This window comes from Streptomyces sp. NPDC050534 (assembly GCF_044457745.1).
In the GTDB taxonomy this organism is placed as follows: Bacteria; Actinomycetota; Actinomycetes; order Streptomycetales; family Streptomycetaceae; genus Streptomyces.
In genome coordinates this window covers 394803-409138 of the sequence record NZ_JBITHF010000004.1, presented here as the reverse complement: position 1 = coordinate 409138, position 14336 = coordinate 394803, and the positions used below count along the sequence as shown (strand labels likewise).

13 protein-coding genes and 1 riboswitch are annotated in these 14336 nt (G+C 71.4%); of the genes, 5 read left to right on the top strand and 8 right to left on the bottom strand.

The annotated features are described in order from the left end of the window. The first annotated feature begins 169 nt into the window (after nucleotides 1–169). A riboswitch (cobalamin riboswitch) is annotated at nucleotides 170–252 on the top strand. A gap of 145 nt (nucleotides 253–397) precedes the next feature. The 4 genes from ACIBN2_RS16185 (at nucleotide 398) to ACIBN2_RS16170 (ending at nucleotide 6632) form a co-directional block, all read left to right on the top strand. Continuing rightward, on the top strand, nucleotides 398–2761 hold the full coding sequence (locus ACIBN2_RS16185) for a ribonucleoside-diphosphate reductase subunit alpha (RefSeq protein WP_399134996.1): 2364 nt from the start codon (nucleotides 398–400) through the stop codon (nucleotides 2759–2761). Continuing rightward, a complete protein-coding gene (locus ACIBN2_RS16180; protein ID WP_399134995.1) occupies nucleotides 2761–3774 on the top strand; it encodes a ribonucleotide-diphosphate reductase subunit beta in 1014 nt (337 codons plus the stop codon). Before ACIBN2_RS16185 ends, ACIBN2_RS16180 begins: the two co-directional genes overlap by 1 nt. A gap of 221 nt (nucleotides 3775–3995) precedes the next feature. After that, nucleotides 3996–6041, top strand: coding sequence for a putative Ig domain-containing protein (locus ACIBN2_RS16175; RefSeq protein ID WP_399134994.1), 2046 nt, complete (start codon nucleotides 3996–3998; stop codon nucleotides 6039–6041). A gap of 111 nt (nucleotides 6042–6152) precedes the next feature. Next, on the top strand, nucleotides 6153–6632 hold the full coding sequence (locus ACIBN2_RS16170; RefSeq protein ID WP_399134993.1) for a hypothetical protein: 480 nt from the start codon (nucleotides 6153–6155) through the stop codon (nucleotides 6630–6632). Here ACIBN2_RS16170 and ACIBN2_RS16165 read toward each other — a convergent pair. Further along, complete coding sequence (locus ACIBN2_RS16165) at nucleotides 6599–6823, bottom strand: hypothetical protein (protein ID WP_399134992.1); 225 nt, start codon at nucleotides 6821–6823, stop codon at nucleotides 6599–6601. The two genes, ACIBN2_RS16170 and ACIBN2_RS16165, sit on opposite strands and share 34 nt — an antisense overlap. 93 nt (nucleotides 6824–6916) lie before the next feature. Here ACIBN2_RS16165 and ACIBN2_RS16160 point away from each other — a divergent pair, with 93 nt between their 5' ends. Then, nucleotides 6917–7882 carry a GlxA family transcriptional regulator gene (locus tag ACIBN2_RS16160; protein WP_399134991.1) on the top strand — a complete coding sequence of 322 codons (966 nt, stop codon included), beginning with the start codon at nucleotides 6917–6919 and terminating at the stop codon, nucleotides 7880–7882. Between the two features lie 5 nt (nucleotides 7883–7887). Here ACIBN2_RS16160 and def read toward each other — a convergent pair whose 3' ends face one another. From def to ACIBN2_RS16125, 7 genes are all read right to left on the bottom strand, one after another. Further along, the gene (def, locus tag ACIBN2_RS16155; protein WP_399134990.1) at nucleotides 7888–8538 is read right to left on the bottom strand and encodes a peptide deformylase; all 651 of its coding nucleotides are present in this window, start codon (nucleotides 8536–8538) and stop codon (nucleotides 7888–7890) included. Nucleotides 8539–8662: 124 nt separating this feature from the next. Further along, nucleotides 8663–9643: a tetratricopeptide repeat protein gene (locus tag ACIBN2_RS16150; protein ID WP_399134989.1), complete on the bottom strand. Its 981-nt coding sequence runs from the start codon at nucleotides 9641–9643 to the stop codon at nucleotides 8663–8665. A 108-nt stretch (nucleotides 9644–9751) separates the two neighbouring features. Beyond that, entirely contained in the window at nucleotides 9752–10993 is a 1242-nt protein-coding gene (locus tag ACIBN2_RS16145; protein WP_399134987.1) for an HD-GYP domain-containing protein, read from the bottom strand. Beyond that, complete coding sequence (locus ACIBN2_RS16140; protein ID WP_399134986.1) at nucleotides 10990–12300, bottom strand: HD-GYP domain-containing protein; 1311 nt, start codon at nucleotides 12298–12300, stop codon at nucleotides 10990–10992. The genes ACIBN2_RS16145 and ACIBN2_RS16140 overlap by 4 nt, the downstream gene beginning before the upstream one ends. 151 nt (nucleotides 12301–12451) lie before the next feature. Beyond that, complete coding sequence (rsrA, locus tag ACIBN2_RS16135; protein WP_399134985.1) at nucleotides 12452–12754, bottom strand: mycothiol system anti-sigma-R factor; 303 nt, start codon at nucleotides 12752–12754, stop codon at nucleotides 12452–12454. Beyond that, complete coding sequence (gene sigR / locus ACIBN2_RS16130) at nucleotides 12751–13434, bottom strand: RNA polymerase sigma factor SigR (protein WP_384250453.1); 684 nt, start codon at nucleotides 13432–13434, stop codon at nucleotides 12751–12753. Before sigR ends, rsrA begins: the two co-directional genes overlap by 4 nt. A 257-nt stretch (nucleotides 13435–13691) precedes the next feature. Continuing rightward, nucleotides 13692–14306, bottom strand: a complete 615-nt coding sequence (locus ACIBN2_RS16125) for an alpha/beta family hydrolase (RefSeq protein WP_399135265.1) — start codon at nucleotides 14304–14306, stop codon at nucleotides 13692–13694. Between the last annotated feature and the right edge of the window lie 30 nt (nucleotides 14307–14336).

Here is a 14336-nt window from a genome sequence, read left to right as displayed (position 1 = left end):
CCGTACCCCGGAGGGTCCGCGTTCCGGAGCGGGACCGGCAGCCGGTCCCCGGCTGCGACTTCACGCTCCTCACCCATGAGTTGACGCTCCGAGATCACCGCGACACAACATATGGGGGTGCTTCTCACACCCGGCACAAGATGTATGCTCATGCTCGCTGTCGCCGCAGGGGAATCCGGTGCGAATCCGGAACTGTCCCGCAACGGTGTACTCATGCGTGTTCGCACACGTATGGGCGTCAGTCCGAGGACCTGTCGACAGTGCGCCCGGCCACCGTGGCCCGGGTGCTTCGACGTCCGGGCCTCGTGGAGTGGGCCGGTGGACGCGGCGCCGTCGTGCGCTCGTGGCTGCCCCCGCCCTCCGCAAGGCCCCCGTGCCGAGCGAGGGAGAGCCCCACGTGACCATCGCGCCAGCCGAACCGGCTTCAGCGACCCCGTCTGCGACAGCGGCCGCCGCCGACGGTCCCGGTGCCGCACTGCTGCGGACCCTGACCGAGCTGACCGCCGACCTCCCCGACGCCGACCCCGGCCGGGTCGCCGCCGCCGCGTTGCGCGGACGCTCGGCGCGGGCGGACGAGACGGAACTGCGCGAGCTGGCCACGGAGGCGGCCGCCGGCCTCATCTCGGAGGACCCCGCCTACTCGCGGCTGGCCGCGCGGCTGCTGACGGTCTCCATCGCCGCGGAGGCCGCCTCGCAAGGCGTCACGTGCTTCACCGGGTCGGTCGCCGTCGGGCACCGCGAAGGTCTCATCGCCGACCGCACGGCGGAGTTCGCCCGTCTGCACGCCGCCCGTCTCGACGCGCTCGTGGACCCTCAAGGGGACGACCGATTCGGCTACTTCGGCCTGCGCACCCTGTACAGCCGCTACCTCCTGCGGCACCCCATCACCCGCAAGGTGATCGAGACGCCGCAGTTCTTCATGCTGCGGGTGGCGGCCGGCCTCGCCGAGGACGACACCGTGCGCTCCGTCGGTGAAGTCGCCGCGCTCTACGGCCTGATGAGCCGCCTCGACTACCTCCCCTCCTCCCCGACGCTCTTCAACTCCGGTACGCGGCACCCCCAGATGTCGTCCTGCTACCTCCTCGACTCCCCCAAGGACGAGCTGGACTCCATCTACGACCGCTACCACCAGGTCGCCCGTCTCTCCAAGCACGCCGGCGGCATCGGGCTGTCGTACTCCCGTATCCGCTCGCGGGGTTCACTGATCCGCGGCACCAACGGGCACTCCAACGGCATCGTCCCGTTCCTGAAGACCCTGGACGCCTCGGTCGCCGCCGTGAACCAGGGCGGCCGGCGCAAGGGCGCGGCCGCGGTCTACCTGGAGACCTGGCACTCCGACATCGAGGAGTTCCTGGAGCTGCGCGACAACACCGGTGAGGACGCCCGCCGTACGCACAACCTGAACCTCGCGCACTGGATCCCGGACGAGTTCATGCGCCGGGTCGACGCCGACGCCGAGTGGTCGCTGTTCTCCCCGGCGGACGTGCCGGAGCTGGTCGACCTGTGGGGCGAGGAGTTCGACGCGGCGTACCGCCGGGCGGAGGCCGAGGGCCTGGCCCGCAGGACCGTGCCGGCCCGCGAGCTCTACGGCCGGATGATGCGCACCCTGGCCCAGACCGGCAACGGCTGGATGACCTTCAAGGACGCCGCCAACCGCACCGCCAACCAGACGGCCGAGCCGGGCCGCGTCGTCCACTCCTCCAATCTCTGCACGGAGATCCTGGAAGTCACGGACGACGGCGAGACAGCGGTCTGCAACCTGGGCTCGGTGAACCTCGGCGCCTTCGTCCAAGGCGGTGACCTGGACTGGGAGCGGCTGGACGAGACCGTCCGCACGGCGGTCACCTTCCTGGACCGCGTGGTCGACATCAACTTCTACCCGACCGAGCAGGCGGGCCGCTCCAATGCGCGCTGGCGCCCCGTCGGGCTCGGCGCGATGGGCCTGCAGGACGTCTTCTTCAAGCTGCGGCTGCCCTTCGACTCCCCCGAGGCCAAGGCCCTGTCCACCCGTATCGCCGAGCGCATCATGCTCGCCGCGTACGAGGCGTCCGCCGACCTCGCCGAGCGCAACGGACGGCTGCCGGCCTGGGAGCAGACCCGTACGGCCCGCGGCGTCCTGCACCCCGACCACTACGGCGTGGAGCCGGCCTGGCCGGAGCGCTGGGCGGCGCTGCGGGACCGTGTCGCCGCCGTCGGCCTGCGCAACTCCCTGCTCCTCGCCATCGCGCCGACCGCCACCATCGCGTCCATCGCCGGCGTGTACGAGTGCATCGAGCCGCAGGTGTCGAACCTCTTCAAGCGCGAGACCCTGTCCGGCGAATTCCTCCAGGTGAACTCGTACTTGGTCAACGACCTGAAGGAACTCGGCGTCTGGGACGCCCGCAGCCGCGAGGCGCTGCGCGAGGCCAGCGGCTCGGTGCAGGACTTCGCCTGGATCCCGGAGGAGGTACGGCGCCTGTACCGCACGGCGTGGGAGATTCCGCAGCGCGGCCTGATCGACATGGCCGCGGCGCGCACCCCGTACCTGGACCAGTCCCAGTCCCTGAACCTCTTCCTGGAGACGCCGACCATCGGCAAGCTCTCCTCGATGTACGCGTACGCCTGGAAACAGGGTCTGAAGACGACGTACTACCTGCGCTCGCGCCCGGCGACCCGCATCGCCCGCGCGGCCCGCGCCGCCGTCCCCGTCCAGCAGGCCGCCGACCCCGAGGCGGTCGCCTGCTCCCTGGAAAACCCCGAGTCCTGCGAGGCCTGCCAGTAATGACGACCCAGAACAAGAACCTGCTCGACCCCGGCTTCGAGCTGACTCTGCGCCCGATGCGCTACCCGGACTTCTACGAGCGCTACCGGGACGCCATCAAGAACACCTGGACCGTGGAGGAGGTCGACCTCCACTCGGACGTGGCCGACCTGGCCAAGCTCAGTCCCGCCGAGCAGCATCTGATCGGCCGGCTGGTCGCCTTCTTCGCGACGGGCGACTCGATCGTGGCGAACAACCTGGTGCTGACGCTGTACAAGCACATCAACTCCCCCGAGGCGCGGCTCTACCTGAGCCGCCAGCTCTTCGAGGAGGCCGTGCACGTCCAGTTCTATCTGACGCTCCTGGACACCTACCTCCCCGACCCGGAGGACCGCACGGCGGCCTTCGCGGCGGTGGAGAACATCCCCTCCATCCGCGAGAAGGCCGGGTTCTGCTTCAAGTGGATGGACTCGGTGGAGAAGCTGGACCGCCTGGAGTCGAAGGCCGACCGCCGCCGCTTCCTGCTCAACCTCATCTGCTTCGCCGCGTGCATCGAGGGCCTGTTCTTCTACGGCGCCTTCGCCTACGTGTACTGGTTCCGCAGCCGCGGCCTGCTGCACGGCCTCGCCACCGGCACCAACTGGGTGTTCCGCGACGAGACGATGCACATGTCCTTCGCCTTCGACGTGGTCGACACCGTGCGCAAGGAGGAGCCGGAGCTCTTCGACGACGGGCTCCAGCAGCAGGTGACGGACATGCTGCGCGAGGCCGTCGAGGGCGAGCTGCAGTTCGCCCGCGACCTGTGCGGTGACGGCCTGCCCGGCATGAACACCGAATCGATGCGCCAGTACCTCGAGTGCGTCGCCGACCAGCGCCTGACCCGCCTCGGCTTCGCCCCGGTGTACGGCAGCGAGAACCCCTTCTCCTTCATGGAGTTGCAGGGCGTGCAGGAGCTGACCAACTTCTTCGAGCGGCGCCCGTCGGCGTACCAGGTGGCCGTGGAGGGCACGGTCGACCTCGACGAGGACTTCTGACGTCACCTTCCGGGACGGCCCATGGAGCATCCATGGGCCGTCCATGGACCTTCTATGGAGCGGCAAAGTTATCGGGGCCGCTCTGGTTCAGCCTCCCGAACCGGGACTACGTTCTCGCCGTCAAAAGTGTCATGCCCGCGACGACACCGCCGCCGCTACGCGCGTCACTGGCCTGCCATCAGCGTCGAGAACCCCACTCCAACGACGGAGGCAGTACCCCCATGCGTGAAAAGCCCAGACGGAGCCTGCGAAGACTCCTGACCACCGTCATACCCGCCCTCGCCCTCGGTCTCGCCGGACTCGTCGCGGCACCGGCACACGCGGCGCCCGCGGTCTCGCACCCCTCCCCCGTCACACAGAACGCGAAGGCCCTCACCTCCCCCGACCGGCAGACCTTCCACCCGACCGGCACGGCCGGCCAGAAGGTGCCGACCGCCCACCTGTGCGCCACCGCGCAGCCCGGTCACGCGTCCTGCTTCGCCCAGCGCCGCACCGACATCAAGCAGCGGCTGGCCTCCGCGCTCGCCGCGGCGGCGCCCTCCGGCCTCGGCCCGGCCAACCTGCACAGCGCCTACAACCTGCCTTCAACAGGCGGATCCGGCCTGACGGTCGCCGTCGTCGACGCCTACAACGACCCCAACGCCGAGTCGGACCTGGCGACCTACCGCTCGCAGTACGGCCTGTCCTCCTGCACCAAGGCCAACGGCTGCTTCAAGCAGGTCAGCCAGACCGGCTCCACCACCTCGCTGCCGACCAACGACACCGGCTGGGCGGGCGAGGAGGCGCTGGACATCGACATGGTCAGCGCGGTCTGCCCGAACTGCAGCATCATGCTGGTCGAGGCGAACTCCGCGAACGACACCGACCTCGGCATCGCCGAGAACGAGGCCGTGTCGCTCGGTGCCAAGTTCGTCTCCAACAGCTGGGGCGGCAGCGAGTCCTCCTCGCAGACCAGCGAGGACACCTCGTACTTCAAGCACCCGGGCGTCGCGATCACCGTCTCCTCCGGTGACTCCGCCTACGGTGCCGAGTACCCGGCTACCTCGCAGTACGTGACCGCCGTCGGCGGCACCGCGCTCTCCACCTCCTCCAACTCCCGCGGCTGGACCGAGTCCGTGTGGAAGACGAGCAGCACCGAGGGCACCGGCTCCGGCTGCTCCGCGTACGACCCCAAGCCGAGCTGGCAGACCGACACCGGGTGCAGCAAGCGCATGGAGGCCGACGTCTCCGCGGTCGCCGACCCGGCCACCGGCGTGGCGGTCTACGACACCTACGGCGGCTCCGGCTGGGCGGTCTACGGCGGTACGAGCGCCTCGTCGCCGATCATCGCCGGCGTCTACGCGCTGGCCGGCACCCCGGGCTCCAGCGACTACCCGGCGAAGTACCCCTACAGCCACACCGGCAACCTGTACGACGTGACCAGCGGCAACAACGGCTCCTGCTCCCCGTCGTACTTCTGCACCGCGGCCACCGGCTACGACGGCCCGACCGGCTGGGGCACCCCCAACGGCACCACCGCCTTCGCCACCGGCACCAGCTCCGGCAACACGGTGACCGTCACCAACCCGGGCAGCCAGTCCACGGCGACCGGCAGCTCGGCGAGCCTGCAGATCAGCGCGTCCGACAGCGCGGGCGCCGCGCTCACCTACAGCGCCACCGGCCTGCCGACCGGGCTGTCCATCAACAGCTCGACCGGCCTGATCTCCGGTACGGCGTCCACCGCGGGCACCTACCAGGTCACCGTCACCGCGAAGGACAGCACGGGCGCCTCGGGTTCGACCTCCTTCACCTGGACGGTCGGCTCCGGTGGCGGCACCTGCACCTCGGCCCAGCTTCTGGGCAACCAGGGCTTCGAGTCGGGCAACACCGGCTGGACCGCGTCCAGCGGGGTCATCACCAACGACACCGGTGAGGCCGCGCACGGCGGTTCGTACTACGCCTGGATGGACGGCTACGGCAGCACCCACACCGACACCCTGTCCCAGTCGGTGACCGTACCCACCGGCTGCAAGGCGACCTTCACCTTCTACCTGCACATCGACACGTCGGAGACCGGCAGCACTGCCTACGACAAGCTGACGGTCACCGCCGGATCGAAGACCCTGGCGACGTACTCCAACGTCAACGCCGCCTCCGGGTACGCCCAGAAGTCCTTCGACCTGTCCTCGCTCGCCGGGTCCACCGTCACCGTGAAGTTCAGCGGTGTCGAGGACTCCTCCCTGCAGACCAGCTTCGTCGTCGACGACACGGCACTGACGACCAGCTGACCGACGTCACACCCCGGGCCCCGGCCGCCGCCTTCGCGGCCGGGGCTCCGGCGTGGAACGGGCGTGGATCCGGGCGGGCCGGTGACACGTCAGAGGGAAGAGGAGGCCCCCATGCGCCGAACGATCCCCCACACGACCCTGGCACTCGCCGCGCTCGCTCTCGTCCTGGCCGGCTGCGGCGGCCAGTCCGACAGCGGCAAGGGCGGCAGCAGCAGCGTGTCGTCCTCCCCCACCCCCACGACGAGTGCGTCCACCCGCCCGACGGGCAGTCCCACGGGATGTGCCGTGGCGTCCACGCTCACCGCCCACGACAGCGGCCGCACCGTGTGCCTGGCCGTGGGCGAGACGATCCGCATCAGCCTCGACGGCACCGCCAAGCGGCCCTGGAAGCCGGTCGCCGTCAAGGGCTCGGGGCTTCAGGCCGCCAACAGCGGCTTCGTCCTCCAGCCCGGTGACGCGAGCGCCGCCTACAAGGCCGTCTCGGCAGGCAGGACCCGGCTCGAGTCCACACGGCCCCTGTGTGCCGCGCAGACCGGCCGGGTCTCGTGCCTGGGTCTTCAGGAGTGGTGGGTCACCGTGGTCGTGAGGTAGCGCTGAGCGCGGGCGGATCGCCCGGTCGGCCCGAGCACCTCCGGCTCGCGGCGCCCTCGCCCGGCCTCACGGAGCTGCCGGTCGATACGACGGTCGCGCGCGATGCCGATCACCGACGGGAGAACCATCAGGACGAGGATTCCGAGAACGGTCAGCATTCCGATCAGTCCTTCGATGTGTGCCGTATCCATAGACACCACTGTCGCGCCGTTAGCTCCTTACAAACAGTGGCAGGACTGCCGTAGACCCTCGATTTACTGCCACGAACGAGGCACACTGGAGAGATGCTGCAGAACGTCGCCGCCGTCGTCCTGGACGGCGTGAATCCCTTCGAACTGGCCGTCGTCTGCGAGGTGTTCGGCATCGATCGCAGCGACGACGGACTGCCCGTGTACGACTTCGCGGTCGCCTCGGCCGAGGGGCCGCTGCTGAACACGCGCGCGGGCTTCTCCATGAACATCGCGCACGGCCTGGAGCGGCTGGAGGAGGCGGATCTGATCGCCGTGCCGGCCGGCGCCCGCTACGGAAGCCGGGAGTTCCCGCCCGAGCTGCTCGAGGCGCTGCGTCGCGGGGTCGGGCGCGGCGCCCGGGTGCTCAGCGTCTGCTCCGGCGTCTTCGTGCTCGCCGCGGCCGGGCTGCTGGACGACCGCCGCTGCGCCGTGCACTGGCACGACGCCGACCAGCTGGCCCTGGCGTATCCGCGGCTGACCGTCGAGCCCGACGTCCTGTACGTCGACGAGGACCCGGTGATCACCTCCGCGGGCACCGCCGCCGGCATCGACGCCTGTCTGCACATCGTGCGCAAGGAGCAGGGCCCGGAGGTCGCCAACAAGATCGCCCGGCGCATGGTGGTGCCGCCGCACCGCGACGGCGGGCAGGCCCAGTACATCGAGCGGCCGCTGCCCCGGTCGCACGGCGACACCGTCGCCGAGGTGCTGGTGTGGATGGAGCGGCATCTCGACGAGGAGGTCACCGTCGAGCAGCTCGCCGCGCGCGCCCACATGTCGCCGCGCACCTTCGCCCGCCGCTTCCAGCAGGAGACGGGCACCACTCCGTACCGCTGGATCCTGCGGCAACGGGTGCTGCTGGCCCAGCGGTTGCTGGAGGGGACGGACGAGACGGTGGACGCCATCGCCTGGCGGGCCGGGTTCGGCAACGCGGCGGCGCTGCGCCACCAGTTCGTCCAGGCGATCGGCACCACACCGAACGCCTACCGGCGCACGTTCAGGGGCCCCGAGGCGGCCGCCTGACGGCGTCAGTCGTTCGCGACCACGGGGTAGCGGGGCTCGTTCTCGGCCATCTGCCGCAGCGCGTCCTTGCGTTCACGCTTGGAGAGGCGGTCGATGTAGAGGTAGCCGTAGAGGTGGTCGGTCTCGTGCTGGAGGCACCGGGCGAAGTAGCCGGTGCCGCGGACCTTGATCGGGTTGCCCTTCTCGTCCTGCCCGGTCACCTCGGCGTAGTCCGGGCGGGCCAGCGGCGCGTACGCCGTCGGCACGGACAGGCAGCCCTCGTTGCTGTCGTCCAGCCGGCGCTTCTCGGCGGGCAGGTCGACCAGCTTGGGGTTGCAGACGACACCGACGTGCCGCAGGCCCTCGTCGTCGCCGCAGTCGTAGACGAAGACCTTCAGGTCGACGCCGATCTGGTTGGCGGCCAGGCCCACGCCCTCGGCGGTGCGCTGTGAGGCGAACATGTCCGCGACCAGCTGCTCCAGCTCGGGGCCGAACTCCGTGACGTCCCTGCACTCCTTGTGCAGCACCGGGTTGCCGACGACCGTGATCGGCCGCGACGTGCCCCGCTCGCGCCAGGCGGCCTCGCGCTCCTCGGTCTCCTGGGAGTCGATGACGAAGCCCTCGTCGTCCACGGGGAGCACGCCCGCGTGCTGCTGATCGGTGTCCTGCTGCGCCATGACCGACGTATGCCTTCCTGAAAACCGGGGTGTGATGCTGATACAGGGTACGGGGGACGCGCCCCTCCGGGGGCGCGGGGAACTGCGCGACCAGCCACGACGAAACCGGCACCCGGCAACGGCGTCAGCAGACCTCCTCGAGATCCCGCCAGTCCCGGGAGTCGGGGCTGTCGGCGACCCACCCGTCCAGCAACCCCCGCACCAGCGCGGCCGGCGCGGCCACGCCGCACTCCCGCTCCGGCACCCACAGCTGCCCGTCCGTCCGGTGCCCCAGCGGCCCCGGATGCCCCGGCTCGCTGTGGTCGTGCGGGTCGAGATGCTCACCGTCACCCTCGTCCGAGGGCATACGGGACTCCGAACACATACGGCACAGCAGGCGCACCGACGACGACCAGTCCTCGGCCGCGAAGCCCGCGTCGGCCGCGAGCTGCTCCAGGGCGTCCCGGTCCGCCTCCGTGGCGGCCTCCAGCAGCACCACCCAGGTCGGCACCGGCGAGGGCGCCCACAGCTCGATCTCGTCGAAGACCGGGTACGAGTGCCCGGCCGCGGTGGTCCGCTCGCCGTGCGGCACCCCGTCGTGCAGCACGACCTCGCCCCAGCGCCGCCCGGAGGACGGCAGCGGAATGGACAGCACCTCGATCCGGGCGGGGTCGAGGCGCCGGCCCCACACCACCTCGGCCTCCCCCTCGGGGGACAGCCGTACGGCCGCGCTGCCCAGGTCCATGCCCACCGGCTCACCGGCCGAGGTGCCCGCGCCCGGCGCCTGAAGCCCGTACGCCTGCCAGGCCCGCCGGGCCAGCGGCCAGTCCTGGAGGGCGGTGGCGGCGATACCGACGTTCCACCAGTCGGGCGCCCCGGTCTCCCGGTCCAGCAGCGCGACGGCACGCAGACCGGCCGCGCGCGCCTGCTCCCAGTCGTGCCGGAACTTGTGCAGCAGGGCGAGGTTGAACCAGGACTCCGACAGCCAGGGCTCCAGGTCGGCGGCACGTGTCAGCAGCGCGCCCGCGTCCTCGTACCGGCCATCGCCGATCAGGGTGAACGCGCGGTCTGTGGCCTGCCGCCAGGAGGCGGAGGGCCGGTGCCGTCCCTTGCCGAAGATCCTCACGATTCCCGCCTGCCAGTTCCTTGGAGTGGGCTGGCTAGTGCTGCCCCCCAACACCCTCTCATTCGCATCCAACCACGTACGGCTGGAAGGCCGCTCATTACCCATGGGTTACCCAGCCGAAGGCAAGGTCAGACTGTCTCTTGCGAGGACCCGGGCGAGCGATTCCACCACTTCGGGCGCGTACTCCTCCGCCGTGGCGAGCCGCAGTTCCTCCAGGGCCGTGAGGGGGCCGCCGGGCCCGGCGTCGCGCGCCTTCTCCTCGTAGGCGTTCACGGCCCGCACGATCCGGGCGGCGACGGGCTGCTCCCGGTAGGGGTCGGCCTGCCGCTCGACGACCACGGCGACCGCCGCGTCGACCCCGGTCTGGCGCACGACCGCCCCGCCGAGCAGGGCGATCCGCCGCTGCTCGGCCGTGGGCAGCAGCGCGGTGGCGCCCGCCGGTACCGGGTCGACCAGGCTGAGCTGGCCGATGTCGTGCATCAGGGCCGCGTACTCCAGCACGGTCAGCTCGGGCCGGGTGAGCCCGAGGTCCCGGCCGACGGCTCGGCTGAGGCCCGCCACCCGCCGGGCGTGCCCCGCGGGGGTGTACCCGGCGATCTCGGTGGCGCGGGCGAGGGAGGCGATGGTCTGCCGGTTGGTGGTCCGCACGGCGGCGTACCGGCGGAAGGACAGCTGGGTGAGCAGCAGCGGCAGGGAGAACACGGGCAGCGCCCACAGCCCGGCGACCGCGACCGCCAGCGCCATCACCGCGCCCGTGGCGCACACCGCCGAGCCGATGCCGAGGAGGGCGTGCAGTTCGTCACGCAGCAGCGGGCCGAAGGGCCATTCGGTCCGGGCGTGCGCCAGCGCGGCGGCGAGCACGGCGTCGCACAGCGCGGTGAGGGCGAGCAGGGCCAGGAGCAGCAGCGCGTACGCCGGACCGTGCCAGGCGTCGAACACGCCCCGGCTGTAGAGGGGTTGGAAGCACACGGCGGCGAACCCGACGGTGAGGACGCGCCGTGCGAGGTGGTCGAGCACGGGCCCCTGCCCGCGTGCGACGTGCGGCACGCTGCCGAGCAGGGCGGCCGCGAGGACGACGGCGACGACCTGGGTGACGCCGTGGTGGGTGGGCCGCCCGGCGTCCTCTCCGAGCAGCGCGTACGACAGGGCCCCGGCGGCCCCGAGCGGTGCGGCCTCCCGGACCCGGGCGCCGGTCCAGCGGCTGAGCTCCCCGACGGTCACGAGCACGCCGAAGGCGAGCGCGGTGGGGCGCTCCTGGAGGCCCGTCCGGCAGGTGACGGCGAGGGAGCCCGCGGCGAGGAGGGCGGCGGCGGTGTGGATGAGGACCGTCAGCGGTGGACGGCGGCTCATCGGTGGGCTCTCGGGCGGTCGGCGACGGGCGCCGCCGGTGCCGGGACGGGCGGCTGCTCCTGTGCGGTGACCGCCGGGTGCCAGCCGTGGCGGCCGAGCGCCCGCACCAGTGCGGTGACCATCCGCGGGTCGAACTGCGAGCCCGCGCACCGCTGAAGCTCCTCCAGAGCGACCGGCACGGGCCGGGCCCGCCGGTAGGAGCGCGTGGACGTCATGGCGTCGAAGGCGTCCGCCACGGCCACCACCCGCGCCGACTCCGGGATCTGGACGCCCACCAGCCCGTACGGGTAGCCGCTGCCGTCCAGCCGCTCGTGATGGTGCAGGACGGCGGCGCGGGCCTCACCCAGAAAACCGATTCCGCGCACCATCTCGTGGCCGTACTCGGGGTGCAGCTCGATCACCCGCCGCTCCTCGGGAGTCAGCGGTCCGTCCTTGCGCAACAGCCGTGTGGGGACGCCGAGTTTGCCCACGTCGTGCAGGATTCCGGCGAACCGCAGCACCTCGGTGCGCCCGTCGTCCAGGCCGAGTTCACGCGCGATCATCATCGACGCCTGGCCGACGCGCTCGCTGTGGCCGCGGGTGTACTCGTCCTTGATGTCGACGGCCTGTACGAGCGCGCGGATCGTCGCCTGGTGGGCGGCGCGCTCGCGGTGGTACTGCGCGAAGGCCCACCAGGACACGCACATCGGGAGCAGCACGAGCAGCGCGGCGACGGGGCCGTACGGGCTGCGCCACAGGACGGCCATCATCAGCCCGGCGAGCCCGTGCACGGCGACCGGCGCGAGGGAGCGCGCGAACAGTCCGCGCCAGGCCCGGCGCAGCGGCACGCCCTCGGCGAGCGCGCGGATCCCGCCGTCCAGGGCGGTCAGCACCAGGGAGAACGTGAGCACGGCGGCACCGGCGGGCACCAGCACGTACGGGAAGTCGGAGGCCACGACCGCGTCCCGCCCGCCCAGTGACCAGTGCACCCGGCTCGCCGCCCAGACACCGAGGACGAGCTGGGCGGCCCGCCAGATCCGGCGCGCCTGCCGCGGCCGCTGGTGGACCCGGGAAAGCAGCGCCCCCGGCAGCGCGACCAGGGCGGCGGCCGGCGGGGGCAGCAGGAAGGCCCCGGCGAGGAGCACGGGGTAGAACGTTCCGGCGAAGCGCCAGCGGGCGGCGGCCTGCTCGCAGCAGGCGTAGAGCGCGGCCAGCAGTGCGACCGCCCACCAGGGTGTGTGCGTGGCGGGCAGCGGCAGCAGGCACAGCAGGGCGCCCAGGACCGTGCAGGCCACGTACGCACGTGCCCGTGCCGGAACCGCCTCCATCACGCCCCTCCGCCGGCCGATGCTGCTCAGGCTGAGGAGCGTAGAGGGGCTGCAGGGGGCCGCGGGGCCGGGAACGGTGGATTAGCACGTTCGAGTGACGGCAGCCCGTTCCAGGCGCGCCCGGCGGGAGTTCCGTGCCCCGGGCGGGAGTTCAGGACTCCTGCGGGCTCGCGGTGATGTCGTGCTCGGGGACCGCCTGGCCGGAGCGGATCAGATCGATCCGCCCCATGACCTTGGACCTCAGGTCCGTCGGCACGTCGTCATGTCCGCAGCACCGCTTCACGAGCTTCTTCACGGCCTGCTCGAGGCCGTACTTCTCGAGACACGGCGAGCACTCCTTGAAGTGCTGCTTGAACTTGTCGCGATCGACTTCCGGCATCTCACTGTCGAGGAACTCGTAGAGATGATCGAGGACTTCACTGCAGTCCGTCTCGTGCGGCTCTCCGCAGCTCATGAGCCCGAGCCTTTCGCTTCGTTCGACTCTCCGGCGCCGGCCGGGACGAGCCCGCGCTCACGGGCGTAGTCCTCGAGCATGCCGCGCAGTTGACGGCGGCCCCGGTGCAGCCGGGACATCACCGTACCGATGGGTGTCCCCATGATGTCCGCGATCTCCTTGTACGCAAAGCCCTCTACGTCGGCGAGGTAGACGGCGATGCGGAATTCCTCGGGGATCGCCTGGAGCGCTTCCTTCACGTCCGAGTCCGGCAGATGGTCGAGCGCCTGCGACTCCGCGGAGCGCAGACCCGTCGACATGTGCGACTCGGCGCGGGCGAGCTGCCAGTCCTCGATCTCCTCGGCCGCGGAGCGCTGGGGTTCACGCTGCTTCTTGCGGTACGAGTTGATGAACGTGTTGGTGAGGATCCGGTACAGCCACGCCTTGAGGTTGGTGCCCTCGCGGAACTGGTGGAAGGACGCGTACGCCTTGGCGTACGTCTCCTGCACCAGGTCCTCGGCATCAGCCGGGTTACGCGTCATGCGCAGCGCGGCCGAGTACATCTGGTCGAGGAATTCGAGCGCGTCCCGCTCGAAGCGCGCGCTGCGCTCCGAGGTCGACTCCGCGCTGATGCCCTGGCCCTCGGGCTGCTCCGCCTGGCCGTTGTCGGTCCCTGCGTCGGTCCCAGTGACCGGACCCACCTCCTCAAGATTCCGGGCGGAGCCGAAACCGGTCCCACCAGAATCGGAGGATAGACGACGACCCGTCCCGCCCGCCCCTCGAATAGGGGTGGTCTTGGCCGCAGTCAGCACCGTCCAGTCCAGGTCAGTGCGGCTGCCGCGGCTCGGACATGCGGTCGAACCCATGCGGCTGACTTCCTCTCCGAAGACGTCGGTGCTGGTGTTTCAGCACTTCTGTCGGGCACAACAGAGCTCCGGGCCGCAACATTCCCGGGCCGTCACAGCAGTGACCCGGTCCACTCGGCGACCGCGTCCGTGATGATGGCCACGGCGTCGTCCTGGGTGACCGACGCCTTCTTCGGCACCGCGAAGCCGTGATCGCCGTAGGGCACCTCGGTCAGCTCGTAGGTCCCGGCGGGGAACTCCTCCGGCTTTCCGAAGGGGTCGTTCCCGCCCTGGACGACCAGGGTGGGCACCCCGGAGCCGAGCAGTTCCCCGGCGCGGGACTTCTCCGGGCGGCCCGGCGGGTGCAGCGGGAAGCTGAGGGCGAGGACGGCGTGCGCGCCGAGTTCGGTGGCCGTACGGCAGGCGACGCGGGCGCCGGCGCTGCGTCCGCCGGAGACCACCGGCAGGCCGGGGCGGGCCAGCGCGGGCCAGATGCCGCGCCAGCCGGTGTCCAGGGTCTTCGGCGGCGTCGCGACCTTCTTGCCGGCCACCCGCCAGGGCTGCTCCACGAGGGCGACGGTCACGCCGTGCCGGGGCAGCACCTGGGCGAGCGCCCGCAGGTCCCGCGCCTCGATGCCGCCGCCCGCGCCGTGGCTCACGGCCAGCACGAGCCGTGCCTGCCGGGCCGGATGCCAGGTGATGCGGGCGTCCCCCGCCTCCGTGCCCATGATCTCGGTCGTCACGTCATAAGAGGTCGT

Bases quoted from the DNA above. Each gene is read 5' to 3' on its own strand.
- rsrA (WP_399134985.1), bottom strand. From the start codon at position 12,754: ATGAGCTGCGGAGAGCCGCACGAGACGGACTGCAGTGAAGTCCTCGAT.
- ACIBN2_RS16180 (WP_399134995.1), top strand. From the start codon at position 2,761: ATGACGACCCAGAACAAGAACCTGCTCGACCCCGGCTTCGAGCTGACT.
- ACIBN2_RS16165 (WP_399134992.1), bottom strand. From the start codon at position 6,823: ATGGATACGGCACACATCGAAGGACTGATCGGAATGCTGACCGTTCTC.
- ACIBN2_RS16125 (WP_399135265.1), bottom strand. From the start codon at position 14,306: ATGGGCACGGAGGCGGGGGACGCCCGCATCACCTGGCATCCGGCCCGG.
- ACIBN2_RS16145 (WP_399134987.1), bottom strand. From the start codon at position 10,993: ATGAGCCGCCGTCCACCGCTGACGGTCCTCATCCACACCGCCGCCGCC.
- def (WP_399134990.1), bottom strand. From the start codon at position 8,538: ATGGCGCAGCAGGACACCGATCAGCAGCACGCGGGCGTGCTCCCCGTG.
- ACIBN2_RS16140 (WP_399134986.1), bottom strand. From the start codon at position 12,300: ATGGAGGCGGTTCCGGCACGGGCACGTGCGTACGTGGCCTGCACGGTC.
- ACIBN2_RS16160 (WP_399134991.1), top strand. From the start codon at position 6,917: ATGCTGCAGAACGTCGCCGCCGTCGTCCTGGACGGCGTGAATCCCTTC.
- ACIBN2_RS16170 (WP_399134993.1), top strand. From the start codon at position 6,153: ATGCGCCGAACGATCCCCCACACGACCCTGGCACTCGCCGCGCTCGCT.
- ACIBN2_RS16175 (WP_399134994.1), top strand. From the start codon at position 3,996: ATGCGTGAAAAGCCCAGACGGAGCCTGCGAAGACTCCTGACCACCGTC.